This is a genomic window from Yersinia nurmii, from assembly GCF_001112925.1.
Lineage (GTDB): Bacteria > Pseudomonadota > Gammaproteobacteria > Enterobacterales > Enterobacteriaceae > Yersinia > Yersinia nurmii.
Genome location: NZ_CPYD01000007.1, coordinates 24110 through 49808, shown reverse-complemented (window position 1 = coordinate 49808; position 25699 = coordinate 24110). Strand labels below are relative to the sequence as shown.

Genomic DNA, 25699 nt, shown 5'->3' with positions numbered 1-25699 from the left:
GTCTCAGTAGGCAGCGGCATAGCTATTTGCCCTTACTGGATAAAATGGAGCTAAAGAAGCTGTACAATGCGTCGCCAGCAATAAAACCTGCCGCCATAATTTGCATTGGTGTACGCCCCTTTTCGCCCCAACATTGAGTAATCAAAATGCGTAAAGCAATTCCTAGTACCACGGCCCAGCCGGCTAGCGCGTTATTGATCAGTAATCCCGTCGCCAACAGTATCCCAAGTTGACGTTTTGGGCCGCCAATCAGCTGAATAATTGCGCCTGGAATAGCCCAAATCATCAGGCTAAACGCGATGCCCGACTGCGCACCGGCCTCAATGGTTTTGGCATAAACACGCGCCACCGGCGGAACTAAATCCTGTGTGAAATACCCCATATGAGTGAACCACACCACTGGAATCGCGATAACAAAAGCAATCAGCGCCGCAAATAACTGGATTTTTCGCCCTATCAGCTCCTGCTTCAGATCTTTACCGTATCCGCGCAGAATAAATCCGGCTTTCAGATCAAAGCCCATATCAGCAAAAGCAGGCCCAGTTGCCGCAGTAAAACCGGTTAAGATGCATAATGCCAACGGCGGAAAGCCGATCAAAATACCGACGATCAGTGTGATTAAAGCAACGGCAAAAGCCGGGAACCAACCGGAGTGCATCGCTGCAATGCCAACGATCAGTTCGTGAATAAAAGCGGCAAAAGCGGCATAAAAAATAAAACCAATCAACATGCCGGTAGACATATCGCTGTACAACCCACCAGCCAGCGCCAGCAAGGTTGCAATCACGACATAGCCCACGGCACCAATACCGAGAGCTTTACGAACCTCCGTTGCCGGTTGGGTATGGTTCGTTTTATCCGATACTTTATTGCTACGAATCACCTGAATGACCTGAATCAGAGCCACTAATCCGGCTCCGACCATCACGCCGTGGGGAATATAATTGGCATTAATATCAAATCCGGTAAGGGGTTCAATGTAGGCACGAATCAATAATCCCACGCCAAACATACTCAATGCCCAAATATTACCGATAAAGGCGGTGCCAAAGGCGGCCATCGGAATTTTGAACATGGCCCCGACGACGCCAATTCCTACGCCTGCGACCAACAGCCAGGCATGACGGCCCCCTTTGTCACCGGCTTTAATCGCTTCTGCGGCTGCAACGCCCGGCGGCCAAGCATTTTCTGCTGGGAAAATTTTGGTATCGAATAATCGATAGAGTAAATAGGCATCCAGTAACATCGCGGCGGCGACGCCACAAAACATCGGTAAAATTAGCTCTGGTTGCCCCATAACATAAGGAACAGCAATAGGCATCAGCAGGCTATTTGCAGCGCCAAAGGTTGCCGACGAAATAACGGTTTGTGCCAGATTTTGTGTATGAATGGATCGATAGCGTTGAAAAAACTTTAGAGGGATCCGAGCCAATAACATGGCAAATAACGCACCAATGATTGAAGTATTGGGTGTCACCCCTAAAGTTGTAATCAACTGGACGCCAATAATTGCGCCAATAATAGAAAGAAATATCATCACAACCAGCGTGCCAATATCCCTTAGTTGATTCCCTGATGTCTGCTGCATTTTTTCTCCCTGAGTTTCGCTGGTGTTAGCGCTAGCTATCAAATAACACGATAATATTAGTTCCCTGGTGAGGCGCTAATTTGGTTATCTATTAATGGCCAAACTCCTATCAATGGAGTTTATTTGGCTCACAGGTCTTCCCATGGAGAAATAAAGAAAATAAAAAACATTATTTAAAATAAAACTTTAATTTATAAGTCTTAGCAAGCTATAGATTATTATTTTTTAACCAGTAATCATCATTTAATTTTTCAGCTAATAATCTGGTTGTAGAAATTAAGGCTTCAACATATTCACTGGGATAAAACGGGGGTTCATCCGGACTCGGAAAAGACAAACATAGCCCAATCGTTTCACTGCGATGCTTATTGCTGATGTTGGTCGCGATTGAGCTAACGCCTTGTAAAGTCTCATTACGAGCAAAAGTCCAGCCAACCTGGCGTGCCGTTGCCAGCTTATCTAATAATGCCGCCAGATTCTGCGGAGCATTGGCAGAGCGTGGTTTATAAGAGCCAAAATGTTCACGAACCTCATCGTCACTCTGGCGAGCCAAAATAGCCCTACCCACTGAGGTTTCCGCGGCAGGTGAGCGCGTACCAACCGGCGTAACCACCGGTAAAAACTGCTGCCCCTGAAACATTCGCAAAACCATAATCTCCTGCCCATCCAGCGCAGAGATATAACCGGTGCAGCGCGTTATTTGACTCAATTTAATCATCATTGAAGCAGCCATATCGACTAAAGGCGTAGAAAGATATTGGCTGGATATTGATAATAATAAGCGACCAATATGATACAGCCGCGTATCCGGATCTCGCTCTAATAAACCTTCCGATTCCATTGTCATTAATAAACGTGACGTCGTACTTTTTGGCAATCCTAATTGGTTAATAACATCGCTAAATGAAATCCCCGGATGAGCATGCATGACGTTTTGTTTGGCAAATAACTTTAGTACTGCCGAAGCATTTTCTAATGTGCTCATTTTAAATGAGTTCCAATATATGAAACTAAGTTCCCGATTGAATGAAATAAAACTAGAAGCCTTCTATCACATCGTCAAGTTTTTTATTTAATTTAAATTAAAATAATTAGCTAATGCACATATTTTATAATGAAACATTGAAGTTTTTATCGAAGAAAAACGAAAAAGAACAAGTTTAACGCTCATTAATTACGGAGTGGCAGGATAAAACGCTGATAACCGCAAAGATATAATTACTCAAAATTATGAAAATAATGCTCTGATATTTAATTACCTGTAGAAACTAAATAACGCCTTCCCCACAATATCTTTGCTGAAAATATAGGCTTTACTGAAAATATTGACTAAAACACCGTTCACGATTTTAGTACAACCGAAGGTCAGGCGTATCAGTCAAAGATTACGTAAGATATAAACGGCCAATGAAGCTTCAAATACGATGATTGAAATCGACCAGAAAGCCGGCATGAAATTACTGTGTTGACGAAGATAAAGCTTGATATGTCTCATCAGTCTCGCCTTAATTGGCATCCGATGCAGGTAAACAGAGGATTTACGCTGAAATTATTACGTGGGATATAATTGTACTCCTGCTATACAACCCAGACAATAATGACGAGAAAAGTCACGGCAAAAACATGCCACTCACCTGACTAACGGCTCTTGTGATGAAACACCGTTGATAGAAATGAAAAACGGCGATAAATCGCCGCGTTAACTCAAATTTTCACCTGTAGCCAATTATTTCACCGTAGCATCAGCCAATAATTCCAGAATTTGTTGTACCACTGACCGTGGGTCCTGACTGGCATCAAGGACATAATGGGCAACCTCTTGATACATCGCCTCCCGAACAGCCAGTACATCCTGTATTTCTTCAGCAATAGGTTTACCCGTCAAACTTGGCCGCTGCGCGTCTTCAGGCTCCTCGGCTAATCTCTCGGCCAAAATATCCGCTGGCGCACGCAGGTAAATCACTATCCCTTGACGATGCATAAAGGCCCGATTCTCTGCCGCGAGTACCGCGCCGCCTCCGGTAGCCACCACAGTTTTAGGTGCAGTAACTTCCTGTAATGCCAAACTTTCCCGCAGCCTGAACCCTTTCCAACCCTCTTTGGCGACCACTTCTGCCACCGTGAGCTGGCTGCCTTGCTGCATAAATAAATCTGTGTCGATAAATTGATATCCCAACGCCTGCGCCAACGCTTTCCCTACCGTTGTTTTACCCGCACCGCGTGCACCTACCATAAAGATAGTTCGAGTCATTGCCTGATCGTCCTTTTGCATCAAATTCTCTGGATAAGGTTTATGCATTAAAAAACCGGTCACCACCATGGACCGGTCCCATAGAAAGTAAACATTTGCTGGCTTATCGACAGCCAAAGCAAATAATACCTGTAATTAGTAGTAGTGCAAACTTTACGAAATCGTAAATTATACGATACACCTTATTTTCAAGTACTCCTCAATAACCTGAGGGGCATTTGTATCAAAAATCTACGCTCGCCCTCAACACCAACTGCCGCGGCTCGCCTATCGCCACGCGATAACTGTTACCACTGGAAGGATAGTAGGTCGTATCGAACAGATTTTTCACATTAAGTTGCCATTTCACGCGGTAATTCTGAATTGGCAAGGTATAAGCGATAAAGGCATCTGCCACGGTATAGTCGCCCAGAGTAAAACTGTTTGCTGCATCTCCCGCACGCTTTCCAACATAACGCACACCTGCGCCAAGCCGTAAGTCGTCCCCACCATACAGTCCGGTAGAACCCATTTCTTTGGTAAGGAACAAGGAAGCGCTGTTGCGTGCCACGTTCGCCATCTGATTGCCTTTATTTTTCGGATCTTCCGTCACCCGTGCATCGGTGTAGGCATAGGTCGCAACGGCGCTGACGCTATCGGTCAACTGCCCCGCCACATCCAGCTCTACGCCCTGCGAGCGTACGCGACCTGCGGTTCGGGTCACAGTTTCAGTGCCGATAAGCTCATTCACCATGACATTACGTTTGGCAATATCAAACAATGCCAGAGTTCCGGTCACTCCGTTGGCCATTTCGACCTTGCTTCCCACTTCCCAGGATTGCCCCTGCTCCGGCGGCAATTCACCGATTTGGGTCGCAATAGATGAGTTGGGTTTGAAGGATTCGCTATAACTACCGTACAAAGACACTTCTGGCGTCAACTTGTACACCACGCCGGTGCGTGGGATCAATTTGCTATCTGAACTCTGCGTATTGATGATAAACGGGCGCCCTTTGCCAGCAAAAACGTCAAAACTGTCATAACGCAGCCCGGCTAACAAAATCCATTTATCACCTAATTCAATAGAATCCTGCGCAAACCAGCCGTAACTTTTAAGATTTTCACGCTGATCGCTGTCTTTGGCACTCACCAGCGTTGAAGGCTGCATCAAACCGTAAATCGGATCATAAATATTAAAATCGGCGTTTTTCTTACCGCGAATCATATCGCCACGATAGGTGCGGTTATCTTCATAATCAAATCCGACCAAGACTTGATGCCCTACGCTTCCCCAAGTCAAATCTCCGTTCAAGGTTGCCTGCACCGCTTGTGCACGGCTCACTGCACTGGCGGTGGCGTCAGCCTGGCGGGTTAGTGCACCGGTATTTTCATTCAGAGACAGTGCCCGAGCCTGATTATCGCTATAACGATTACGGTTATAAGCATAGGTCAGAGAGCCTTTCCAGCTGTCATTCAGCTCCTGATCTATCTGTAGCGTAATGTTGTCCTGATCGCCGCGCGTAGCGTTGAAAGGTTCGTCGAAACGACGTTTACGTGGCGTATCGACCGGTTTGCCGGTGCGTGAATCAATAATGGTGCCGCGATCGAAAGGCGTGAGGTATTCCATATGTTCGTAGGCCAAACGCACGGTTGTCGTTTCGCCATACCACATCAGTGAAGGGGCGATAACCGTTTGACGATTACGACCAAAGTTACGCCAATAATCGGTTTCATCGTGATCGACAATCATACGGTAAGCAAAGCCGGATTGCCCCAGCGGGCCGGTCACATCTAACTGACCGCCGCCACCGTTAAAACTGCTGCCCCAACCTTCTACATGAGTACGCTGCACCAGCCGCGGTTTCTTAGTGATAACGTTAATAACGCCGCCCGGCTCACCCATTCCGTACAGCATTGAGGCTGGCCCTTTCAACACTTCTACCCGCTCGGTAGTCGGCGTGAAATTACGCGCCTGAGCCGAACGAACGCCATCCCGTAAAATCGATCCGTCGCGATTATCGCCAAAGCCGCGTTTCATCAGCGCATCCTGCGTCCCGCCCAACGTATTGGACTGCGTGATACCGCTGACGTTATATAACGCTTCATCAATACTTCTCACCGCCTGATCGCGCAATACCTGCGGAGCAACCACATTGACCGCCTGCGGTACATTTAACAAGTTGGTTGAGGTTCGCGTTCCGGTCGTTGATGTGGTGGGCTGATAGCTATCGGAATCTTCTTCGCTAAGCTGGCCAATCACTACCATTTTGTTGTTTTCACTGTGCGGCACAGTTTCAGCTTGAGCGGCTGGCATCGCTACCAGCAAAGGCAGACTAAGCCAATGCAAGCGACGAATATCACTGATTATCATTGTTGAAGTTACTCCAATAAGTCCCTGAAAAAGTTAACGGCAAAAATTGTTCATATAATTGTTGGAATGTTTTTTGTGGGTCGATATCGGCAAAAAGATCGGGGTAAAACGCTTTGGCAAACATCTCCACCGCCACAACGTGGTAAGGGCTAAGATAAAAGTTGTGCCACATGCTGTAAGCCCGGTGCTGCTGAACAGCATTCAAGTGAGAAATGATGGGCTGCCCAGCCATTAACTGCTGAAAACTGTGCTGAGCCTGGCTGGCGCTCACCATCGGTCCTAATTGCAGGCTAGAAAGACGCTTACCCGTTGGGCCAGCCATACCGGTAGCAATATAAACGTCTGGGTTGGCCATCAGAATGGTTTCAGGATTCAGCTCGCCGTAGACCGTTTTAATTCGCGAGCGAGCAATATTGTCCCCGCCGGCGAAATCAATCAAATCGCCGAGGCTACCGCGGGAAGCGGTAGTACAGCAGCTTTCTCTACGCCCCAAATGCAACTGAAGCATCACCGTGGGCTTCGGCCCCTGATGTTGTGCCAGCCGTTGTTGGATAACCTGCATATGTTGCTGATAAAAATTGATGAACTGCTCTGCTCTCGCTTGGCGGTTCAGTAACTCCCCCAATAATCGGATGCTAGGAACCGTGTTATTTAGCATATCGACACGTAAATCGACGTACACCACTGGGATACCGGCCTTGGATAATCCGCTAAGCATGACTTCTTCATCGGCATCATTTTTGGCAAAGCGCGGCAACACCACCACGTCGGGATGAAGCTCTATGATTTTCTCGACGTTTATCTGGCGGATATTCCCTTGCGCGATCATGGGTACTTTTTCAATATCAGGGAATTTCTCAACGTATTGCTGCCAACTTTGAGCATCGTAATAGGCTAAATCCCCCGGCCAGCCGATAATTCGCTGAGCCGGATTGCCCTCTTCAAGTAACGCTAAGGTATAGAGCATTCGGCTCTCGCCTAAAATTATGCGCTGGGGATTCTCAGGTACCGCAACCTGACGCCCCATAATATCCTTGAGGTTTTTTGCCTGAGCGTTAAATGACATTAATAACAGGCAGGTTATTAATATTCTTGAAATTATTCCCATGATGCTTCACTAAAAACAAATAATCGCGCATGATAATGGTTATCACTTGCATTTTCAATTTATTTGAAATCAATAAAACACAAAAAGAGGAATGCCCGGTGAAGCATTCCTCTAAACTATTTTATGTTTCTGTTTGACCATTAATCTGTATTCCATACTGCTCCCTTTGATTAACAAAGTTCACGAGGCTGGCAGATATAAACTAAGGCGGGAGGGAAATTTCTGACTACGCGGATTTTCTTCCAGGTAAAATAGCGAGATAACAAAGGCTCGGACAAATGGCTATATTGAAACAGTATCAATGCCCCATTGCGTTGCCGTAATCTTTGTTGAGTTTGCTGCAATATTTTCATGCTGATTTTGGTTGGTATAGACAGTAAAGGCAGGCAACAGAAAATGGCGTCGTAATGTAAATCCAACAGCTCTGCCGAACGCGCCGCAACCTGTAAACGCGGATCGTCAATTTTATTCAATTCATCAATAAAGTGAGATTGGATCTCATAGGCCTGTAGCCTCGCATCCTTTTCCATTCGCGATAAAATCCGCCGAGTCAAAACACCATCCGCAGCCCCTAATTCCGCGATTGTCATCGCCGGTATCCACTCAACCTGATTCAGCATGGTTTGGCACAGCCAAGGAGATGAAGGCGCCAAAGTGCCAACAGTACGCGGTGAGGCAATGAACCGCTGAATATATGAGAACTGACTTTTAAAATTACGTCGCACGGTGTTTAACATAGCCTGTCCCATTAAGTCCGGATAGACCACAATAACACCTTAAAAACCGGAATATCTCTTTAAGATTGTTCTAAGAGTCGGTTATTTTTTTCGTAACAAAAATAGCCTATTACCGCCATACAAAGCGTTTTTTTTCCTAGCCGAAATATCATTCGGTTAATTTTGGATAATCAAAATCGGCAAATAAAAAGGGTCCCGATTGGAAGCTACAGCCTGCTAAAGCTATAACTTTCAATCGGAACCCTTACGCCCTCAGCGAAATTTAAGAGATATTATAAGTGCTAAGAATTTATTGATTAGCGATAAATTTCAGCGCTGGCCGTATAGTTACTTGAATCACCGGGGGAACTGATGCCAATGACACGATAATGGCTGGCGCCGTCAGCAACGGCCTTGGCGTTTAATGCGGCCTCAACGTCGCTTGGTGAGCCGCTAATGCCGGATACGGAAACTACGCCCATTGCCTGCAATTGGCTCGCCTGTTCGCGATTGACTTCTTGGGCAGCCAGGCTTGAAAAAGAAGCGGTAGCGATAATCGCTGCGGTAATAACGGTTAATAGTTTCATTTTTAGCTCCAACTTTCTGATTATTCTCAGTGCTCAGTGAGATTAATTATGCGCGAAATAATGAAAGCGGACGTAATGCTGAGTAAAGAAGCTCAATCATTGTGGGGAAACTAAGGAGGAATTGATTTAAGTTATTTCGCCAAAGGAATGGCTGAAAATGCTAGTAATATAGACAACTTTGCCCTCTAATAAAACAACCTTTAGAGTTGGCTTAAACCAAAGGATAAACAGCTTCAACGAATGATTTTATATATGAACAGAAATGCAATTGGCGATCTTGCCACCCTTACCAAACATCACGAATAGAGGGAAAAAAATGGTGCTGTTAAGAGAGTTGGCTTCAGAAGAACTGGATGCCTATCGAAATTTCTTTATTGGGGAGTACGCTGAAGACCTTAGTGCTAATTGCGGCTACAGTCAGGATAAAGCACGACATCAAGCTCAACTATCCTTCGTTCAATCACTACCAGACGGTATTAATACGGTAGGGAATAAAATTTACCGGATTGAAAATAACTATCGTTTAGTGGGTTATCTTTGGTACGGATTAAATGACGGCGGCACTTCGGTTTATATTAAGGATTTTTGCATATTGTCTGAATTTCAGCAGCAAGGATTCGGAAAAGCCAGCCTGCAAGCTTTAGAAGCAGAACTCATCACACAGGGAATTTTTGAAATTAAGCTACGGGTAGCGGCAGATAACCCACGAGCCAAAAAACTGTATGAACAATTCGAATTCACCGTTACCGGATTCAATATGGCTAAAACACTAGATAAGCCATAGCTTGGTGTTCGCCTTGGCAACGGCTTAGCATAAAATAATTGATCTTTACTGCGAAGCAAAGACGCCAGTAGCTTTGAAGCTATTTTTGCAATACCTATCAACTGACTCGATACAGTCTGAACACTGCGGGTGATCAGGCCATGACTGATTTCATGCAGGTAAGTTTAACTGCATGAATAGGATGGTCGTTATTCACCATCCAAATTCTGTAATTGATTTCGATAAGATTTTACTTTTTGGCGCTTCTTAAACCAAATGGTAAATGACACTACAAAAATACCGCCAGCCAGCGTCAAAACACCCATTTCTTGCTGATAAAACAGCATGATAATAAAATAAACAGCAGAAATAATTGCAACCCACTTCGCCGTATGACCAACAGAGTTTTTTTCATTAGTCAGACGGCGGATATGCTCTTCCTCGCTAATTCCCATCATTTGTCCCCTCTGTGAGTGAACTTATAATATTGGGCCAGACGTATGATAATACAACATAATTTTCTGTTTTAATTTTCATCGCTCAGGAAGAATCTGATTGACCTTTTCCAATCAAAAGAATTTGAGAGAAAGCACCTTCAGTGATCGCCGCTAGATTCCATCCTGAAATTTTCTGGCCTTGAGGCTTTGCTGCTTTTCCAGCTCAAAGATCGCTCGCTGCAACCCCTTTTCCTGCATTGGAGACAACTTGGGGAATTTAAAACTCAGGCGCTGCATAGTGACGGTTTCGCCTTTGTTGCTAATAACTTTTTTATCTACTGCACGTATAAATTGCAGGTCCAGATCAAAAGATCCAAACTCACCGAGATCCAACGAAGAGCTGCGAAGGATCTCACACCCTTCCAACGGCAACTCACTGTCTTTATTGGCAAACATACCTACACCGCCCAAAGAGATATCCGTGAGTGTATGCTTAAAAGCGGTGCCATTAGGAAACTTGCCAGTACAATAAAAAGGTGGCCATTGAGGGATGTTGATTCGAAAATATTCGCGTCGTTGAATAAAGTACAAAGAATCGGGAATCGGGCTGCTAAACGCGGGTAAACCGAGATAGGTTATCTCTGTTTGTGTGGTGCAGGAGAATTCAATTTTGGCGCCAGTAGGTTCGGCAATAAAAGTTAGCTGTTCGGAATCCCGTGCCAACAGATTTTCACGTTCAACGCTGCCAAAATCAAAAATGAATTGATTAGCATCTGGATGAACATCCAGAATGCGGCTGATAAATTGCCCGCGGGAATGTGTCACCATAATAGCGGTATTATTTTTTTTCAGATCCCGCAAAATTGCGCAAATAGCTAATCGATTCGTTTTAACATACTGTTCTTTCGATATCTCACTCACCTGCCGATCCCCGCCAAGAATTTTTTGATTTAATTACCCTAGAGAACACCGGAAAGAGTATAACCGTCAATTAAATTATCGGCAGAATTTAGGAAACATTTATTTACTTTTATTCGATATGGCACAAATTTCTGCAATTGGCGGTAAACGAGAACGGGCACCTAAATAAGTGCCCGCTTGATACTATTTCATTTTTCAATCCGTTAGCTACGAATTAAATCATCGCCATAACCTATCCACTTATAGGTGGTCAGAGCTTCTAGCCCCATTGGCCCTCGGGCATGCAATTTCTGCGTACTGACGGCAACCTCAGCCCCTAAACCAAACTGCCCGCCGTCGGTGAAGCGAGTGCTGGCATTAACGTAAACGGCTGAGGAATCCACTTCCCGGACAAAATGCTCTGCACTGCTGATCAAACGGGTAAGAATGGCGTCTGAATGGCTGGTTCCGTGTTGGCGAATATGCTCAATCGCGGCGTCAATATCCGCCACCACGTGTACATTCAGATCCAGAGCAAGCCACTCATCGTCATAATTCGCCTCTTCTACCGGAACGACCTTCGCAGGCCCGGCCAGCAAATACGGCATCGCTTGCTCGCTAGCATGCAAAGTGACGCCCGCACTTTCCATTTTGCTGCTTAACGCGGCTAAAAAGGCAGCGGCGATATCCTGATGAACTAACAGCGTTTCCAATGAGTTACAGGCGCTAGGACGTTGCGCCTTCGCATTCTCAATCACCGTCAGTGCTTTGGCAAAATCAACGTCGGCATCCACAAAGGTATGGCAGACCCCAATACCTCCGGTGATCACCGGAATAGTAGATTGCTCACGACACAATTTATGCAGGCCAGCGCCGCCTCGCGGAATCAACATATCGACATAACGATCTAAACGCAGTAAAGCATTCACCAGTTCACGATCCGGGCTTTCAATCGCCTGTACCGCCGCCGCTGGTAAACCGCTATATTCCAACGCTCGCTGAATCACTTTAACCATCGCCTGATTGGTATGATGCGTTTCCTTACCACCGCGCAGAATCACCGCATTGCCGGTTTTCAGGCACAGGCTGGCAACATCGATAGTAACGTTAGGACGAGCTTCATAAATCACGCCAATTACGCCTAATGGCACCCGGCGGCGCTCTAGCTTCAGGCCGCTATCCAGCAACCGGCCATCCATAATCTGCCCTACCGGATCGCTCAGGCGGCAAACATCGCGCACATCGTTAGCGATCGCAGCTAAACGCACAGGCGTAAGCAGCAAGCGATCGAGCAAAGCGTCGCTCATTCCGCTGGCGCGTGCTGCAGCCATATCTTGCTCATTTGCCTGAAGGATTTCGTCGCTTTCCGTTTCCAGCAGCGCCGCCATTGCCATCAGGGCTTTATTCTTTTGCGCAGTGCTTAATACGCCCAATTGCCAAGAGGCCTGTTTAGCCGCTTTTCCCATCTCTTCCAGCATGCTAGCTCCTTAGCTGATAATCATAAACTGATGATCATATCGTCACGATGAACGGCGACCGGGCCGTATTCATATCCAAGTATCTCACTGATTTGCTGAGAATGATGTCCCGCCAACATACGCAATGCGTCGCTGTTATAACGTGAGACACCGTGAGCCAGATCGCGGCCGCTCAGGTTACGAATGCGGATCACTTCCCCGCGGGAGAAGTCCCCTTTCACGCTACGGATACCTTTCGGCAATAGCGAGCTGCCCCGCTCCATAATTGCGGCTACCGCGCCATCGTCCACGGTAATTTCACCGGCTGGCGGTGCGCCAAAGATCCAGCGTTTACGGTTTTCCAGCGGCGTTTCTAACGCATGGAAACGCGTGCCCACCGGCGTGCCGTCAATCACATTACGGATAACATCAGATTGAGCACCCGCGGCAATAATCACGTCGATGCCCGCTCGGCACGCAACGTCTGCGGCCTGTAGCTTGGTCGCCATACCGCCGGTTCCCAAACCTGAAACGCTATCACCGGCGATTTCACGCAACGCGTCATCAATACCATGAACGTCCCGAATCAACTCTGCGGCAGGGTTATTACGCGGATCGGCGGTATATAACCCAGCCTGATCGGTCAGCAGCAATAATTTATCCGCACCGGCCAGAATCGCCGCCAGCGCCGAGAGATTGTCGTTATCGCCTACTTTGATTTCAGCCGTGGCGACGGCGTCGTTTTCATTGATAACCGGAACAATACGGTTATCCAGCAAAGCATTCATGGTATCGCGGGCGTTTAAGAACCGTTCGCGATCTTCCAGATCGGCGCGAGTCAGCAACATCTGCCCGACGTGGATGCCATAAATGGAGAACAGCTGCTCCCATAGCTGAATCAGACGGCTCTGGCCGACCGCAGCCAGCAATTGCTTCGATGCAATGGTCGCCGGCAATTCAGGATAACCCAAGTGTTCACGCCCGGCGGCAATCGCGCCGGAAGTAACGATAACAATGCGATGACCTTTTGCGTGTTGCTGGGCGCACTGGCGCACCAGTTCAACAATATGGGCACGATTAAGACGGCGAGAGCCGCCGGTCAGTACGCTGGTGCCCAATTTCACAACCAAAGTCTGGCTGCCATTCATAATTTTTCTGCCATTGGGATCAAATAAAAAGGAATGATACAGCAGACTTTGTAGCAGGAGACAGGCGTTATGCCAACAGGCATAACGCGAAATCACCGCTTTATTGAGCAGAAAGGGGGTTATGCAGAGAGTTTGATGGGCTGTTCGCCGAAATCCTTTGCCGGTTCTAGTGTCAGTTCCATCGTCGTCAGCATTTCATGGAGGCGTTTATGGAAACTACGCAACGTAGTTTCCAATTTTTCCTGAACCTCAGGATCTTTGATTTTTTGTTCTTTCCAACTTCCCTCGGTATTAAACAAGCCGAGTTGGTATACATAAGTAAAACGGCTGTCTTTCGACTCCAGCTCTATCCACCACCCCCAGAATTCACGCTTTTCGGGAGCAAGTTTCACATTGACGCACACGGCTAGACAATCAAAGAAAAAGCGGTCGTTCTGGCACTGCCCTTCACGTAGATATGGCCCTAAAGCTGCAAAACGTTTCATCAGTTTGCTTTTAGGGTGAGCGCTGGATATCGTCATGCTTCAATCTCCTTAAGTAGACGCTCACCTTTTTAGCAAACTGTTAAATTTTAGCAACTAATTAACGCATTTTATCTTTTAGCCAATCGCAAGTTTGCAACAGAGCTCTATGAAAACTGTCATACAGCGGTGTTGAAGGGATGCTTAACAGCTTGCCGTCAACGGAAGAGGAGACAATCAGTTTCGCATCTTCTTTCGGACTAAAAGGATCGTTATCCCAATATCCGGCCAGCATTGGCGTATGACAACGCCGTCCCAACAACCCTTGGGTTTTGAGAGAGAAACGGTTCAGCTCAGTCTTTAACGTATCATCAGATGCATCCGCCATACCTAACCGGCTGGCCAGCACATCCATATACATATCCGGCACCCGACTTTGGCTGTGACTGTCGCAAAGTAGGTGATGGACGATAGGGCCTACGCAGGCCACACCGCGTAAACGCTGTGGCTCCAAATAGCCCAAACGTACCGCGACATTGGCACCGAAACGGAAACCAAATAGCGAAACACGCTGATGATCAACCCAAGGAATCGTCGGCAACGCCTGCAGCACCTGTTGATGCAAATAGCTGGTGTCCTGCGTGAGTTTCCAGCGGGAAGATGAGCCGACGGAAGGCATGTCGATAGTCAACATCGCGATACCCGCCGGGGCAAGATAATCACGGAAGAGACGATGGTAATCGCTCTGCAACATATCTAGGCCGCCACACATCAGCACCGTTGGGAAAGGCGCATTGCCCATTGTCGGCATATGCAGAAAGCCAGTCAGCGTTCCGCCATCCTGAATTGAGAAGCTCAGCTCTTTTAAAGTGAAAGGCAGATGCTTTGCCGCTTCTTCATAGGCCCGATTAGACAAAATTTCCGCCTGCTCGGCCAATTCATCACCACGTAGATGAGGATAACCGGCGATGCTGTACATGTTGGCGGCATTCAGCCAATACTGCCCAGCGGCCAGAGGATCGGTTTCTTCCATGGCTTTTTGCTGCCACATCATGCCTTGGTGAGACCACTCGTAAATCCAGTTGCCGTTGCGGTAACCCACCACGGTATCCAGTAATTCATTATCACTGTGTTCCGCATTAGACATCGCAATCCGCGCCAGCACCTCTTCGATTTCCAGAGGGTCCACTCCGCGCCAGGTCCACATCAAGCGATTGATCATACGATACCAATGACAGGTAGTATCGCCGTCCAATGCAGAGTGAATATTCATGGTTTGGTTGCAATGAGCATGCCTGACCAAAGTCGAGGTCTCAGGATGCTTGAACTTGGGTTTAAATAGGATTTCAGAAAGGTTGGCTTGTGCCATGGTTACAATAGCCTCCATAAGCCGAGATCCCGCCTTGGTTTAGGCTAGGGAATATGGGGTTAGTGTACTCATACCGAGGGAGAAATGAAACGTCCGACAGCGTCGGACGTTTAAAGCTGTGTAAATTATTTGCCGCCTAGCGGTTCCACGAAGGTCACAGCCATATCCCACGGCTGCTCAATCCATGTATCCTGCGGAATATCAACCACATAGTCGTCAACCAGAGGACAACCAGCCGGTTTAGCGAAAATAGTCACAAAGTGTGCTTTCGGATACATTTCACGAATGGCTTTCGCCGTACCGCCGGTATCAACCAGATCGTCAATCACAATGAAGCCTTCGCCATCGCCTTCGGCGCGTTTCAGCACGGTCAGCTCACGCTGGTTATTGTGGTCATAGCTGGAGATGCACACAGTATCAACATGACGAATGCCCAATTCGCGCGCCAGAATTGCGCCAGGAACCAATCCACCGCGGCTGACCGCGATGATGCCTTTCCACTGTTCTGCAGGAAGTAAACGCTGTGCCAGCTTACGGGCTTGCATTTGCAACATATCCCAAGTTACGACGTATTTTTCGCTCATAAAATGTAGTCCCAGCCGTATTAAAGTGGCTTGTCATGTATCGAAGGGGAAAAAAGGTTGCGCGAGATTATAGTGAGGCAACAACATAAAAACCAGCAATTATCCCGGTAATTCCACGAATCGAATGCGGTATTTGTGCGGCCAAACGCGCGCAACGCAAATGAAAGTGATATTCTCGATAAATCGCGCCATAGCAATGGCGGTTAGTCCTTAACCCTAAAACCTACAGTATCTCAGACACCTCCGCATTAATCTGGTGTCTGTATGAGCATGCTGTTAAAGGAGACTTACAGTGTCTGAACTGTCTAAACTTTCGCCTCAGCCGTTGTGGGATATTTTCGCTAAAATTTGTTCAATCCCTCATCCTTCTTATCACGAAGAAGAATTGGCGCAATACATTGTTGCTTGGGCAAAAGAAAAAGGTTTACACGCCGAACGCGATCAAGTGGGTAACATCCTGTTGCGCAAACCGGCGACCAAAGGCATGGAAAACCGTAAACCTGTGGCGCTGCAAGCCCACTTGGATATGGTGCCGCAAAAGAACAACGACACTGTTCACGATTTCACTAAAGACCCGATTCAACCTTATATCGACGGCGAATGGGTAAAAGCTCGTGGCACCACGCTGGGCGCAGATAACGGCATTGGTATGGCTTCCGCGCTGGCGGTACTGTCTGACGACAGCGTAGAACATGGCCCGCTGGAAGTTCTGCTGACCATGACCGAAGAAGCCGGTATGGACGGTGCTTTTGGCCTGCAGCCAAACTGGCTGAAAGCTGACATTTTGATTAATACCGATTCCGAACAGGAAGGCGAAATCTACATGGGTTGCGCTGGCGGTATTGATTTCATCACCACTTTGCCGTTGCAGCGTGAGGCGGTTCCTGCTGGCTATCAAACGCTGAAACTGACCGTCAAAGGTCTGAAAGGCGGTCATTCCGGTGCAGATATTCATTTAGGTTTGGGTAATGCCAACAAGCTGCTGGCTCGTTTCCTATTTGAACATGAAGCGAAGCTCGGCCTGCGGGTTCTGGATCTGAACGGCGGTACGCTGCGCAACGCGATTCCACGCGAAGGTTCCGCTATATTGGCGGTTGCAGCCGATAAAGTGGACCATTTGAAAACCCTGAGCCAGGACTATTTAGATATCCTGAAAAATGAGCTCTCTGCGGTAGAAAAAAATCTCACCGTGGTGCTGGAACCCGTCAGCAGCGAAGCGAAAGCTTTAACCGCCGATACCCAACACCGTCTGCTGGCATTGCTGAATGCGACGCCAAACGGCGTAATCCGTATGAGTGATGAAGTGAAAGGCGTGGTTGAAACCTCACTAAACGTGGGCGTCGTGACGATGGAAGAAGATAAGGCCGAAATTATGTGCCTGATTCGTTCCCTGATCGACAGCGGCAAAGACTATGTTGTTAGTATGCTAACCGCCGTTGGCCAACTGGCTGGCGCGCAGACTACGCCTAAAGGCGGCTATCCTGGCTGGCAGCCTGACGCAAACTCTCCGGTTATGCATTTAGTTCGTGAAACCTATGAGAGACTGTTTAACAAAACGCCAAATATCATGGTAATCCACGCGGGTCTGGAATGTGGTTTGTTCAAAAAACCTTACCCAGAAATGGATATGGTTTCCATCGGCCCAACTATGACTGGCCCACATTCTCCGGATGAACAAGTTCATATCGAGAGCGTTGGCCAATACTGGCAATTGCTGACCGCATTACTGAAAGCGATTCCAAAACGCGCTTAATCAAGCACCGCACTATTATTACGAATGGCGCGACCTAACTATGGTAGCGCCGTTTTTTATGGCAAATTCGCTGCTAAAAAACTCAGAGTCTGAGATCTATTCAGCGCTATTCCCAATTCAGCAATAATTGCCGTTCAATCTGCGGATCCAGCAAGCTGACATGCAATCCCACCAATCGCACGCCTCTGTCCGCCCGTCGTTCATCCCAAACTTGCTTTGCGATACGCAATAAATCCACCTTGTTCAATTCTGGCCAGACGTGTTCCTGAGTCGTTTGCTGAAAATCCTGAAATTTAAGCTTTACGCCCTGACGAGCAATTTGCAAATCCGGCCTGACCTTAGCCAAACGGGTTTCCAGTTCGGGGAAAAGTTTTTCAATAATCTCAACACATTCTTCCCAGTGATGAATATCCTGCGCCAGCGTCCTTTCTACGCCAACGGATTTACGCAACCTATCGGGAGAAATTCCTCGCTCATCAATACCATGGCAGCGTTCCCATAACACCCTCCCAAATTTACCAAAGGTTTTCAGTAAATCAGCCAAAGGATAATTTTGGACATCAACACAATGAGTTAACCCCAATTCCTGTAGGCGCTTAGCCGTTACTTTTCCCACGCCCGGAATTTTACTAAGAGGCAAAGTTTGTAGAAAAGGTTGAACTTGATCCGGTGTGATCACGTATTGTCCGTTGGGTTTATTCAAATCTGAAGCGATCTTGGCTAAGAATTTGATCGGGGCAATTCCAGCGGATGCCGTTAATCCTAATTCCTCATGGATTGACTGGCGGATCTGTTGAGCAATTAAGGTTGCTGAACCGCTAAAAACCTGACATTCGGAGACATCCAGATATGCTTCATCCAGCGATAATGGCTCGATAAGCGAGGTGTAACGGGCAAATATTTCACGAAGATGTAAAGAAGCTTCTTTATACGCCGCCATACGCCCCGGAATCACTTTTAAATGCGGGCAAAGCTTCAATGCCATCGCAGTGGACATCGCACTATGAACACCGTAACGTCTAGCAGGATAATTGGCCGTGCTGATAACACCACGACGATCTGCGCTGCCGCCAATAGCCAAAGGAATATCGCGTAGACTGGGGTCATCCCGCATCTCCACGGCTGCAAAAAAGCAGTCCATATCAACATGGATAATCTTACGCACTCTCACTCCCATTGGCAACAAACAACTGTATAAGTATACAGTAAAAAATACTACAATCAAGATTATCCTAATTTAAATGCCGCTAAATATTTATAAATTCCAGATCGAATACTGTTATTTACATTTATGCAATTCTTTCATTTATTTTTAATGAAAAAGTACTACATTCGATAAAGTCGTAGAGTAATAGTTTATTTATAAAGTAAAACATATATAGAGAGAAATTCAATTTACATGGATTATACGGGATATACATTATGCGGAATTATATTATGGCAAGTATCTTAATCTTATTTTCATTACAAGTTATGTCACCTGCTTCAGCTAATGAACCGCCGAAAATAGTGGCGCACCGGGCTGGTACCGGAGACGCACCAGAAAATACACTCCCTGCAATTAAAAAATCGTTGGAAAATGGAGCTGATGCTATTTGGATTACCCTACAGTTAACAAAAGATAATGTGCCGGTACTTTATCGACCTTTGGATTTAAAAGAACTGACTAACGTTTCAGGAAAAGTCAGAGACTATACGAACAAACAGCTATCAACAGTTAATGCTGCTAAATTTTATAATGAAAAAAATAAAACTGCATTTTCAGCCAGTATTCCAACGTTAGAAGAGGTTCTGAAGTTAAAATATGTGCTAAAAGATTATCCTAACGTCATATTCTATCTAGATATTAAATCACCTGATGCCGAAAATCTGGCACAGCCTTTTGCTCAGGCTCTACAAAAAGTGCTGAAGGAAACCAACAGTTTTGAACGTACCCGGGTTTATTCGACCGACAAAATGTATCTGAACGCGATAGACCAGATAAATAAGGATGCGAGAAGAAAAGAGCAAATTCAACGTTTTGAAAGTCGAGATGAAACTCGTGATGCTCTAGTCGATATAACCTTAGGCCATCAATGTAAGCTGTCGGTAGACCAAAAGGAGCGCTGGTACGGATTAGAGATGAAACGAAATGTTGAGTTAGTCGTTGTGGAAAAGTTCACTCTTGGTGAGGGGCGTTCTCACTCAAACACCGTATTAACATGGGATAAAGACGCTATTGATTGTTTCCGTTCCAAAGGGAAGGCCTATATTATTTTCTTTGGTATCAATTCAGCGCAGGATTATGAAAAAGCAAAAGAGCTAGGTGCAGATGCCGTGATGGTTAACTCACCGAAGGAATTTAAAAAAATAGTGAATGAAAAAAAGTAATTGATTAAATACATCCTTGTAGACAAAAAGGCCCGGCAGTTAATCAGCCGGGCCTTTTATGTTATAGGATACGAAACTGATCCAGTTTCTTCTGCCGAGCCGCTTCTTTTTCCATTCGTTTTTTACGGGAATCACAAGGCTCAGGACAGTCGCAGACTTTCTCCATCCCCAGTGTAGCAATACCGCCGCAGCTCCCCTGTAAGGTTTTGCGCTTCACTACATAGCCAATCGACATTCCGCCGATAACCAGCAGGAAGAAGACGAAAGACGCGAGAAAAACTGTCAGCATAACTCCTCCTAAGATCGATTTTGCAGGTAGGGTTCGAAGGCTTCCGAATAGCGTTCTTCAAAACCCTTATCCGTTTTAACGATCATAAATACCGGTATACCAAGTAAATTGGCCAGCGCCAGCCCTTTTTCCGGCCCCAACACATCCAGCCCGGTAGACAAACCATCAGCGGTCATACAGCTAGGATTCAGTACGGTAATGGAAACCAATCTATGGTTGATCGGCCGCCCCGTCGCGGGATCAATGGTATGAGAATAGCGTACGCCATTTTCTTCAAAATAGTTACGATAATCACCAGAGGTTGCCAGCGACATTCTCCCCGGTTCAATAATTTCCTGCGCACTTTGATCGACACCGGCACCCGGTTTTTCGATCGCTATACGCCAAGGCTTATTTTCGCCATTATTTCCACGGGTGCGAACTTCTCCGCCAATATCAACCATGAAATTTTTGATATTCTGCGATTGCAGATATTCCGCAACCACATCAACACCGTAGCCTTTGGCAATTGAAGAAAGGTCGACGTACAGCTCTGGCACTCGCTTAATTAATGCGTTGCCCTCAACGGCGAGCTTATCTATTCCCACCCAGCCACGACGTTTCTCTAACTCTTCGGCAGAAGGCACTTTATCAGGGCGTCCTTCAGGGCCAAAACCCCATAAGTTAACCAATGGCCCGACGGTGACATCCAGCGCACCGTCGGTTAACCGATTAATACGAATTGCTTCCTGCACCACTTTGGCCGTAGCAACGGACACCGGGAAAGGCTTATTAATTTCCCGGCTCTGATTAAAACGGCTTAATTCAGAATTTGGCCGATAAGTCGACATCTGGTCATTCACCACTTCCAGTATCCTATCGACTTCTTTTTGCAGTTGTTCCGGAGAAGATCGGGACGTATCACTCACATATTTTATTGAGTAATAGGTACCCATGGTTTTACCGGTGAGATTCACCTGCTCAGGGCCGCACCCCGCCAGCAACAGCACTCCCATCAGGAGTGCCAGCCAAAGTGTTATTTTCTTATGCACAATAATCCTATTATTGTTAAACGCCCGTCAGGTATGACATCAGCCGCCGAAGTCATCAAGCATAATATTGTCGTCCTCAACGCCAAGATCCTTCAGCATTTTGATCACTGCGGCGTTCATCATTGGCGGACCACACATATAGAACTCACAGTCTTCCGGCGCAGGATGGTTTTTCAGATAGTTTTCCAGCAACACATTGTGAATGAAGCCAGTGTATCCCGTCCAATTGTCTTCAGGCTGAGGATCGGACAAAGCAACGTGCCAGGTAAAGTTTTCATTCTCTTCCTGCAGTTGGTTGAAATCCTCTTCATAAAACATTTCACGTTTAGATCGAGCGCCGTACCAAAAGCTGATTTTACGCTTAGAATGCAAACGCTTGAGCTGATCGAAAATATGCGAGCGCATCGGTGCCATGCCGGCACCACCGCCAATAAACACCATTTCCGCATCAGTATCTTTCGCAAAGAATTCACCGAATGGACCGGAAATAACCACTTTATCACCCGGCTTCAACGACCAGATATACGAAGACATGATGCCCGGAGGCGCGTCCGGCATATTCGGCGGCGGCGTTGCAATACGCACGTTCAGCATAATAATGCCATGCTCTTCCGGATAGTTCGCCATGGAATAGGCGCGCACCGTTGGCTCGGTCACTACGGATTCAAAACGGAACAGATTAAACTTATCCCAATCGCCGCGATATTCTTCCGGCACGTCAAAATCAGCATATTTGACGGTATGAGGCTCAGCTTCAATCTGAATAAAGCCGCCCGCGCGGAAGGGAACGACATCCCCATCAGGAATTTTAAGTTTCAGTTCTTTAATGAACGTCGCTTTGTTGTCATTTGAAATGACTTCGCAGGTCCATTTTTTCACGCCGAATATTTCTTCCGGCAAATCAATTTTCAAGTCTTGCTTCACGCTAACCTGACAGGCCAGACGGCAACCTTCTTTAGCTTCACGCTTAGAGATATGAGAAAGCTCGGTCGGTAAAATATCACCACCGCCTTCTTTAATCGTCACTCGACACTGCCCGCACGAACCGCCGCCGCCACAAGCGGAGGAGACAAAAATGCCGTGGCCAGAAAGCACATTCAGCAATTTATCACCGGCCGGTGCGGTAAAGCTTTTTTCCATATCACCGTTGATTTCAACCTGAATATCACCGGTATTCACCAACTTGGATTTGGCGAAAAGAATCATCACCGTCAACGCTAGCACGATGAGGGTGAACATAACTACGCCTAGAATTATTTCCATGAGTTCTTCCTGCCTTTATAGATGCACACCGGAGAAGGACATAAAGCCCAGTGCCATCAGCCCGGTGGTGACAAAGGTAATTCCCAGCCCCTTCAAGCCACCCGGAACATCGGCGTATTTCATTTTTTCCCGAATACCCGCCAGCGCCACAATAGCCAGCATCCAGCCAATTCCCGAACCAATACCGTACACAATGGATTCCGAGAAGTTGTAATCACGCTGCGCCATAAAGGACACGCCGCCAAAGATGGCACAGTTCACGGTGATCAACGGCAGGAAGATGCCTAACGCGTTATAAAGCGCGGGGAAGTAGCGATCGAGAATCATCTCCAGCACCTGCACAATCGCCGCAATCACGCCGATAAAAGTGATGAAGTTAAGGAAACTCAGATCAACACCTTCCACCAGCGCGCCATCGCGCAACACCAAGTTATAAACCAGGTTGTTGGCAGGAACGGCAATACCCAGCACTACGGTTACGGCAATGCCCAGACCGAAGGCGGTGGACACTTTTTTAGAAACCGCCAGGAAAGTACACATCCCCAGGAAGAAGGCTAACGCCATGTTCTCTACAAACACCGCGCGGACAAACAGACTGATGTAATGTTCCACCGTCAATTACTCCTTTTCAATCTGCGCAGGTTTCAGGGTACGTAAGCCCCAAATCAGCATGCCAATGATAAAGAACGCACTAGGCGCTAACAGGAACAATCCGTTCGGCTGATACCAGCCGCCGTTTTGTACCGTTTCCAGCACGGTGACGCCGAACAGTTTGCCAGAGCCAATCAGCTCACGAACAAAGCCCACTAGCACCAGAATCACGCCGTAGCCCAAGCCGTTGCCGATACCATCCATAAAGCTCTCGATTGGCGGCGACTTCATGGCGTAGGCTTCCGCACGCCCCATGACGATACAGTTGGTGATAATCAAACCCACAAATACCGAAAGCTGCTTCGAAATCTCATAGGCGTAGGCACGCAATATCTGATCCACCACAATCACCAGAGAGGCGATGATCACCATCTGCACGATGATGCGCACGCTGTTAGGGATATGGTTACGGATCAGCGAGATAAAGAAGCTGGAAAATGCCGTTACCAGCGTTACCGCCAGTGTCATTACCAGTGCGGTTTCCAGTTTGGTGGTTACCGCCAGCGCCGAGCAGACCCCAAGGATTTGCAATGCAATCGGGTTGTTGTCAAATAACGGACCGAATAAAACCCGCTTAATCTCTTTGCTATCAGCCATTTTTTAACGCTCCTTCGCGCACTTTTTTCAGGAACGGGCCAAAGCCGTTTTCACCCAACCAAAAATCAAAGGTGTTCTGTACCCCGTTGGAGGTCAGCGTTGCACCGGACAAACCGTCAATGGCGTAAGGATCGTTCGCATCCGCGCGCCCTTTCACTACGCGAATAGCCGGCTCCCCTTGTTCATTAAACAAACGCTTACCAACCCATTGGCTACGCCAGATTGGGTTTTCAACTTCACCACCCAGCCCAGGGGTTTCACCCTGATCGTAATAGCTGATGCCACGTACAGTTTTGCCGTCGTTATCTATCGCGACGAAGGCGTACATCATCGACCACAAACCGGAGCCGTAAACCGGCAGCACAATTTTACTGGTCTGCCCCTGCTCATTACGCACCAGATAGATTTCCACCAGATTAGCCCGACGTTTAATGCCAGCTTTATCTTGCGCAGCGGTCAGAGCAATACTTTGGCTATCATCACGTAAAGCCTGAGAACGGTCGAAGCTGGTCGGATCGGTTTTAACGAAATCACCGCTTTGCAAATCCAGTAAACGCGGTTCAATACGAGCGGAAAACTCTTGTTTTACCTGCTCTGCGTCCATGTTGGGCTGGAGTAAACCGGCCACGTCCAGAATGTTGCGTTGCTTATCCAGCAAACGCTGTTCCTGCTGTTTAGATTTCAAGCCAACGGCTGCGCCCGATACCACTACGGAGCACACCAGACACAGCAAGATCACTACCATCAGCGTCTTGCCGATAGTATCGTTATTTCTTGGTTTATCACTCGCCACGAGCTTTCCTCCGCTTGATGTTGGCCTGTACAACCACATAGTCGAACAGTGGCGCAAACAGGTTGGCGAACAGAATCGCCAGCATCATTCCCTCCGGATAAGCCGGATTCACCACTCGGATTAAGACACACATCACGCCGATCAGGCCGCCGTACCACCACTTACCTTTATTGGTGAAGGAAGCCGATACCGGATCGGTAGCCATAAAGATCATACCGAAAGCAAAGCCACCCAATACCAAATGCCAGTACCAAGGCATAGCAAACAGCGGGTTAGTGGTAGAACCAATCCAGTTAAACAAGAAGGCCGTAGCAATCATGCCGATCATCACGCCAGCAACAATGCGCCAGGACGCCACGCGGCCAAACATAATGATGGCACCGCCGATCAGAATCATCAGGGTGGAGACTTCACCAATAGAGCCTGGAATGTTGCCCATAAAAGCATCCATCCAGCTGATTGGTTGGCCGGTTACCACGTTCATCAGACTGTGGCTGCCGTTAACACTCCACTGGGACAACGGCGTTGCGCCAGAGAATCCGTCGGCCGCGTTCCAGACCAGATCGCCGGAGATCTGTGCCGGATAAGCGAAGAACAGGAACGCTCGCCCAGCCAGTGCCGGGTTCAGGAAGTTACGTCCAGTACCGCCAAAAATTTCCTTACCAATAACTACGCCAAATGAGATTCCCAGTGCCGCCTGCCAGAGGGGCAAAGTTGGCGGAACGATCAGGGAAAACAGAATGGAAGTGACGAAGAAACCTTCGTTGATTTCATGGCGGCGAATAATGGCGAACAGAACTTCCCAGAAGCCCCCAACCAAGAACACCACCGCATAAATCGGCACAAAGTAGACCGCACCCAGCGTCATCATGCTAATCCAACCGGCATCCGGTGCCAGCGAGGCGCCAAGCATCTCCGCTAGTCGATAATGCCAGTCGGCGGCAATCACCTGTTGCAGCTCCGCGCCGCTATACAGGTGGTTTAACGCAGGAATCGCCTGCTGACCAACGTTGTACATCCCCCAGAACATCGCCGGGAATACCGCTAGCCATACCAGAATCATCATCCGTTTCAGGTCGATAGCGTCACGCACGTGGGAGGCACCCGGCGTCACTTTACCCTGAGTGTAGAAAATACTGGCTGTAGCTTCGTATAGCGGATAATACTTTTCCAGCTTTCCACCGGATTCGAAGTGGTGCTCTATTTTCTCAAAAAAACTTTTCAGGCCCATGA

Annotated in this window: 25 protein-coding genes; 3 read left to right on the top strand and 22 right to left on the bottom strand. The window is 47.3% G+C overall.

Annotated features, from left to right (window positions below; all coding sequences use genetic code 11):
* Window positions 1-22 precede the first annotated feature (22 nt).
* From AD970_RS10290 to AD970_RS10260, 7 genes are all read right to left on the bottom strand, one after another.
* Window positions 23-1588 (bottom strand): OPT/YSL family transporter, encoded by a 1566-nt coding sequence (locus AD970_RS10290; RefSeq protein ID WP_049598463.1) that lies wholly within the window; start codon window positions 1586-1588, stop codon window positions 23-25.
* Window positions 1589-1796: 208 nt separating this feature from the next.
* Window positions 1797-2573, bottom strand: coding sequence for an IclR family transcriptional regulator (locus tag AD970_RS10285; RefSeq protein WP_049598462.1), 777 nt, complete (start codon window positions 2571-2573; stop codon window positions 1797-1799).
* A gap of 741 nt (window positions 2574-3314) precedes the next feature.
* Window positions 3315-3839 (bottom strand): shikimate kinase AroL, encoded by a 525-nt coding sequence (gene aroL, locus AD970_RS10280; protein ID WP_049598703.1) that lies wholly within the window; start codon window positions 3837-3839, stop codon window positions 3315-3317.
* A gap of 223 nt (window positions 3840-4062) precedes the next feature.
* Entirely contained in the window at window positions 4063-6189 is a 2127-nt protein-coding gene (locus AD970_RS10275; RefSeq protein WP_084728149.1) for a TonB-dependent siderophore receptor, read from the bottom strand.
* Window positions 6176-7297 (bottom strand): ABC transporter substrate-binding protein, encoded by a 1122-nt coding sequence (locus AD970_RS10270; protein ID WP_049598461.1) that lies wholly within the window; start codon window positions 7295-7297, stop codon window positions 6176-6178. Before AD970_RS10270 ends, AD970_RS10275 begins: the two co-directional genes overlap by 14 nt.
* Window positions 7298-7467: 170 nt before the next feature.
* The gene (locus AD970_RS10265; protein WP_049598700.1) at window positions 7468-8034 is read right to left on the bottom strand and encodes a class I SAM-dependent methyltransferase; all 567 of its coding nucleotides are present in this window, start codon (window positions 8032-8034) and stop codon (window positions 7468-7470) included.
* 296 nt (window positions 8035-8330) lie between these two features.
* A complete protein-coding gene (locus tag AD970_RS10260) occupies window positions 8331-8600 on the bottom strand; it encodes a YdgH/BhsA/McbA family protein (protein ID WP_049598459.1) in 270 nt (89 codons plus the stop codon).
* 316 nt (window positions 8601-8916) lie between these two features.
* Between AD970_RS10260 and AD970_RS10255 the strand changes: the two genes are divergently transcribed.
* The gene (locus AD970_RS10255) at window positions 8917-9384 is read left to right on the top strand and encodes a GNAT family N-acetyltransferase (protein WP_049598457.1); all 468 of its coding nucleotides are present in this window, start codon (window positions 8917-8919) and stop codon (window positions 9382-9384) included.
* A 188-nt stretch (window positions 9385-9572) separates the two neighbouring features.
* Here AD970_RS10255 and AD970_RS10250 read toward each other — a convergent pair whose 3' ends face one another.
* The 7 genes from AD970_RS10250 to gpt all read right to left on the bottom strand — a co-directional run bounded on the left by AD970_RS10250 (window position 9573) and on the right by gpt (window position 15719).
* Window positions 9573-9818 carry a hypothetical protein gene (locus AD970_RS10250; protein WP_049598456.1) on the bottom strand — a complete coding sequence of 82 codons (246 nt, stop codon included), beginning with the start codon at window positions 9816-9818 and terminating at the stop codon, window positions 9573-9575.
* Between the two features lie 153 nt (window positions 9819-9971).
* Complete coding sequence (locus AD970_RS10245; protein ID WP_049598454.1) at window positions 9972-10721, bottom strand: flagellar brake protein; 750 nt, start codon at window positions 10719-10721, stop codon at window positions 9972-9974.
* Between the two features lie 203 nt (window positions 10722-10924).
* Window positions 10925-12178: a glutamate-5-semialdehyde dehydrogenase gene (proA, locus tag AD970_RS10240; RefSeq protein ID WP_049598452.1), complete on the bottom strand. Its 1254-nt coding sequence runs from the start codon at window positions 12176-12178 to the stop codon at window positions 10925-10927.
* A gap of 20 nt (window positions 12179-12198) precedes the next feature.
* Window positions 12199-13305, bottom strand: a complete 1107-nt coding sequence (gene proB / locus AD970_RS10235) for a glutamate 5-kinase (RefSeq protein WP_049598451.1) — start codon at window positions 13303-13305, stop codon at window positions 12199-12201.
* 119 nt (window positions 13306-13424) lie between these two features.
* Window positions 13425-13826 (bottom strand): sigma factor-binding protein Crl, encoded by a 402-nt coding sequence (gene crl, locus AD970_RS10230; RefSeq protein ID WP_049598450.1) that lies wholly within the window; start codon window positions 13824-13826, stop codon window positions 13425-13427.
* 61 nt (window positions 13827-13887) lie between these two features.
* Window positions 13888-15135, bottom strand: a complete 1248-nt coding sequence (gene frsA / locus AD970_RS10225; protein ID WP_049598698.1) for an esterase FrsA — start codon at window positions 15133-15135, stop codon at window positions 13888-13890.
* A gap of 125 nt (window positions 15136-15260) precedes the next feature.
* Window positions 15261-15719 carry a xanthine phosphoribosyltransferase gene (gene gpt, locus AD970_RS10220; RefSeq protein WP_049598449.1) on the bottom strand — a complete coding sequence of 153 codons (459 nt, stop codon included), beginning with the start codon at window positions 15717-15719 and terminating at the stop codon, window positions 15261-15263.
* A gap of 292 nt (window positions 15720-16011) precedes the next feature.
* On the opposite strand from gpt, the gene pepD reads away from it, so the two are divergent.
* Complete coding sequence (gene pepD, locus AD970_RS10215) at window positions 16012-17472, top strand: beta-Ala-His dipeptidase (RefSeq protein WP_049598447.1); 1461 nt, start codon at window positions 16012-16014, stop codon at window positions 17470-17472.
* Window positions 17473-17578: 106 nt separating this feature from the next.
* Here pepD and dinB read toward each other — a convergent pair whose 3' ends face one another.
* The gene (dinB, locus tag AD970_RS10210; RefSeq protein WP_049598446.1) at window positions 17579-18637 is read right to left on the bottom strand and encodes a DNA polymerase IV; all 1059 of its coding nucleotides are present in this window, start codon (window positions 18635-18637) and stop codon (window positions 17579-17581) included.
* 257 nt (window positions 18638-18894) lie between these two features.
* Between dinB and AD970_RS10205 the strand changes: the two genes are divergently transcribed.
* Entirely contained in the window at window positions 18895-19842 is a 948-nt protein-coding gene (locus AD970_RS10205; RefSeq protein ID WP_049598444.1) for a glycerophosphodiester phosphodiesterase family protein, read from the top strand.
* Window positions 19843-19903: 61 nt separating this feature from the next.
* Here AD970_RS10205 and nqrM read toward each other — a convergent pair whose 3' ends face one another.
* The 7 genes from nqrM to AD970_RS10170 are packed head-to-tail and all read right to left on the bottom strand — an operon-like array spanning window position 19904 to window position 25697.
* The gene (nqrM, locus tag AD970_RS10200) at window positions 19904-20131 is read right to left on the bottom strand and encodes a (Na+)-NQR maturation NqrM (protein WP_049598442.1); all 228 of its coding nucleotides are present in this window, start codon (window positions 20129-20131) and stop codon (window positions 19904-19906) included.
* An 8-nt stretch (window positions 20132-20139) separates the two neighbouring features.
* Entirely contained in the window at window positions 20140-21162 is a 1023-nt protein-coding gene (locus tag AD970_RS10195) for an FAD:protein FMN transferase (RefSeq protein WP_049598440.1), read from the bottom strand.
* A 39-nt stretch (window positions 21163-21201) separates the two neighbouring features.
* Window positions 21202-22425, bottom strand: coding sequence for an NADH:ubiquinone reductase (Na(+)-transporting) subunit F (gene nqrF / locus AD970_RS10190; protein WP_049598438.1), 1224 nt, complete (start codon window positions 22423-22425; stop codon window positions 21202-21204).
* Window positions 22426-22440: 15 nt separating this feature from the next.
* Complete coding sequence (gene nqrE, locus AD970_RS10185) at window positions 22441-23037, bottom strand: NADH:ubiquinone reductase (Na(+)-transporting) subunit E (protein WP_049598436.1); 597 nt, start codon at window positions 23035-23037, stop codon at window positions 22441-22443.
* A 6-nt stretch (window positions 23038-23043) separates the two neighbouring features.
* A complete protein-coding gene (locus AD970_RS10180) occupies window positions 23044-23673 on the bottom strand; it encodes an NADH:ubiquinone reductase (Na(+)-transporting) subunit D (protein WP_049598434.1) in 630 nt (209 codons plus the stop codon).
* The gene (locus tag AD970_RS10175; RefSeq protein ID WP_049598433.1) at window positions 23666-24466 is read right to left on the bottom strand and encodes a Na(+)-translocating NADH-quinone reductase subunit C; all 801 of its coding nucleotides are present in this window, start codon (window positions 24464-24466) and stop codon (window positions 23666-23668) included. The genes AD970_RS10180 and AD970_RS10175 overlap by 8 nt, the downstream gene beginning before the upstream one ends.
* Window positions 24456-25697: an NADH:ubiquinone reductase (Na(+)-transporting) subunit B gene (locus AD970_RS10170; protein WP_049598432.1), complete on the bottom strand. Its 1242-nt coding sequence runs from the start codon at window positions 25695-25697 to the stop codon at window positions 24456-24458. The genes AD970_RS10175 and AD970_RS10170 overlap by 11 nt, the downstream gene beginning before the upstream one ends.
* Window positions 25698-25699 lie beyond the last annotated feature (2 nt).

Coding starts and splice junctions, on each gene's coding strand:
- AD970_RS10290 (WP_049598463.1), bottom strand. CDS start 1,588: ATGCAGCAGACATCAGGGAATCAACTAAGGGATATTGGCACGCTGGTT.
- AD970_RS10285 (WP_049598462.1), bottom strand. CDS start 2,573: ATGAGCACATTAGAAAATGCTTCGGCAGTACTAAAGTTATTTGCCAAA.
- aroL (WP_049598703.1), bottom strand. CDS start 3,839: ATGACTCGAACTATCTTTATGGTAGGTGCACGCGGTGCGGGTAAAACA.
- AD970_RS10275 (WP_084728149.1), bottom strand. CDS start 6,189: ATGATAATCAGTGATATTCGTCGCTTGCATTGGCTTAGTCTGCCTTTG.
- AD970_RS10270 (WP_049598461.1), bottom strand. CDS start 7,297: ATGGGAATAATTTCAAGAATATTAATAACCTGCCTGTTATTAATGTCA.
- AD970_RS10265 (WP_049598700.1), bottom strand. CDS start 8,034: ATGTTAAACACCGTGCGACGTAATTTTAAAAGTCAGTTCTCATATATT.
- AD970_RS10260 (WP_049598459.1), bottom strand. CDS start 8,600: ATGAAACTATTAACCGTTATTACCGCAGCGATTATCGCTACCGCTTCT.
- AD970_RS10255 (WP_049598457.1), top strand. CDS start 8,917: ATGGTGCTGTTAAGAGAGTTGGCTTCAGAAGAACTGGATGCCTATCGA.
- AD970_RS10250 (WP_049598456.1), bottom strand. CDS start 9,818: ATGGGAATTAGCGAGGAAGAGCATATCCGCCGTCTGACTAATGAAAAA.
- proA (WP_049598452.1), bottom strand. CDS start 12,178: ATGCTGGAAGAGATGGGAAAAGCGGCTAAACAGGCCTCTTGGCAATTG.
- proB (WP_049598451.1), bottom strand. CDS start 13,305: ATGAATGGCAGCCAGACTTTGGTTGTGAAATTGGGCACCAGCGTACTG.
- crl (WP_049598450.1), bottom strand. CDS start 13,826: ATGACGATATCCAGCGCTCACCCTAAAAGCAAACTGATGAAACGTTTT.
- frsA (WP_049598698.1), bottom strand. CDS start 15,135: ATGGCACAAGCCAACCTTTCTGAAATCCTATTTAAACCCAAGTTCAAG.
- gpt (WP_049598449.1), bottom strand. CDS start 15,719: ATGAGCGAAAAATACGTCGTAACTTGGGATATGTTGCAAATGCAAGCC.
- AD970_RS10205 (WP_049598444.1), top strand. CDS start 18,895: ATGCGGAATTATATTATGGCAAGTATCTTAATCTTATTTTCATTACAA.
- nqrM (WP_049598442.1), bottom strand. CDS start 20,131: ATGCTGACAGTTTTTCTCGCGTCTTTCGTCTTCTTCCTGCTGGTTATC.
- nqrF (WP_049598438.1), bottom strand. CDS start 22,425: ATGGAAATAATTCTAGGCGTAGTTATGTTCACCCTCATCGTGCTAGCG.
- AD970_RS10180 (WP_049598434.1), bottom strand. CDS start 23,673: ATGGCTGATAGCAAAGAGATTAAGCGGGTTTTATTCGGTCCGTTATTT.
- AD970_RS10170 (WP_049598432.1), bottom strand. CDS start 25,697: ATGGGCCTGAAAAGTTTTTTTGAGAAAATAGAGCACCACTTCGAATCC.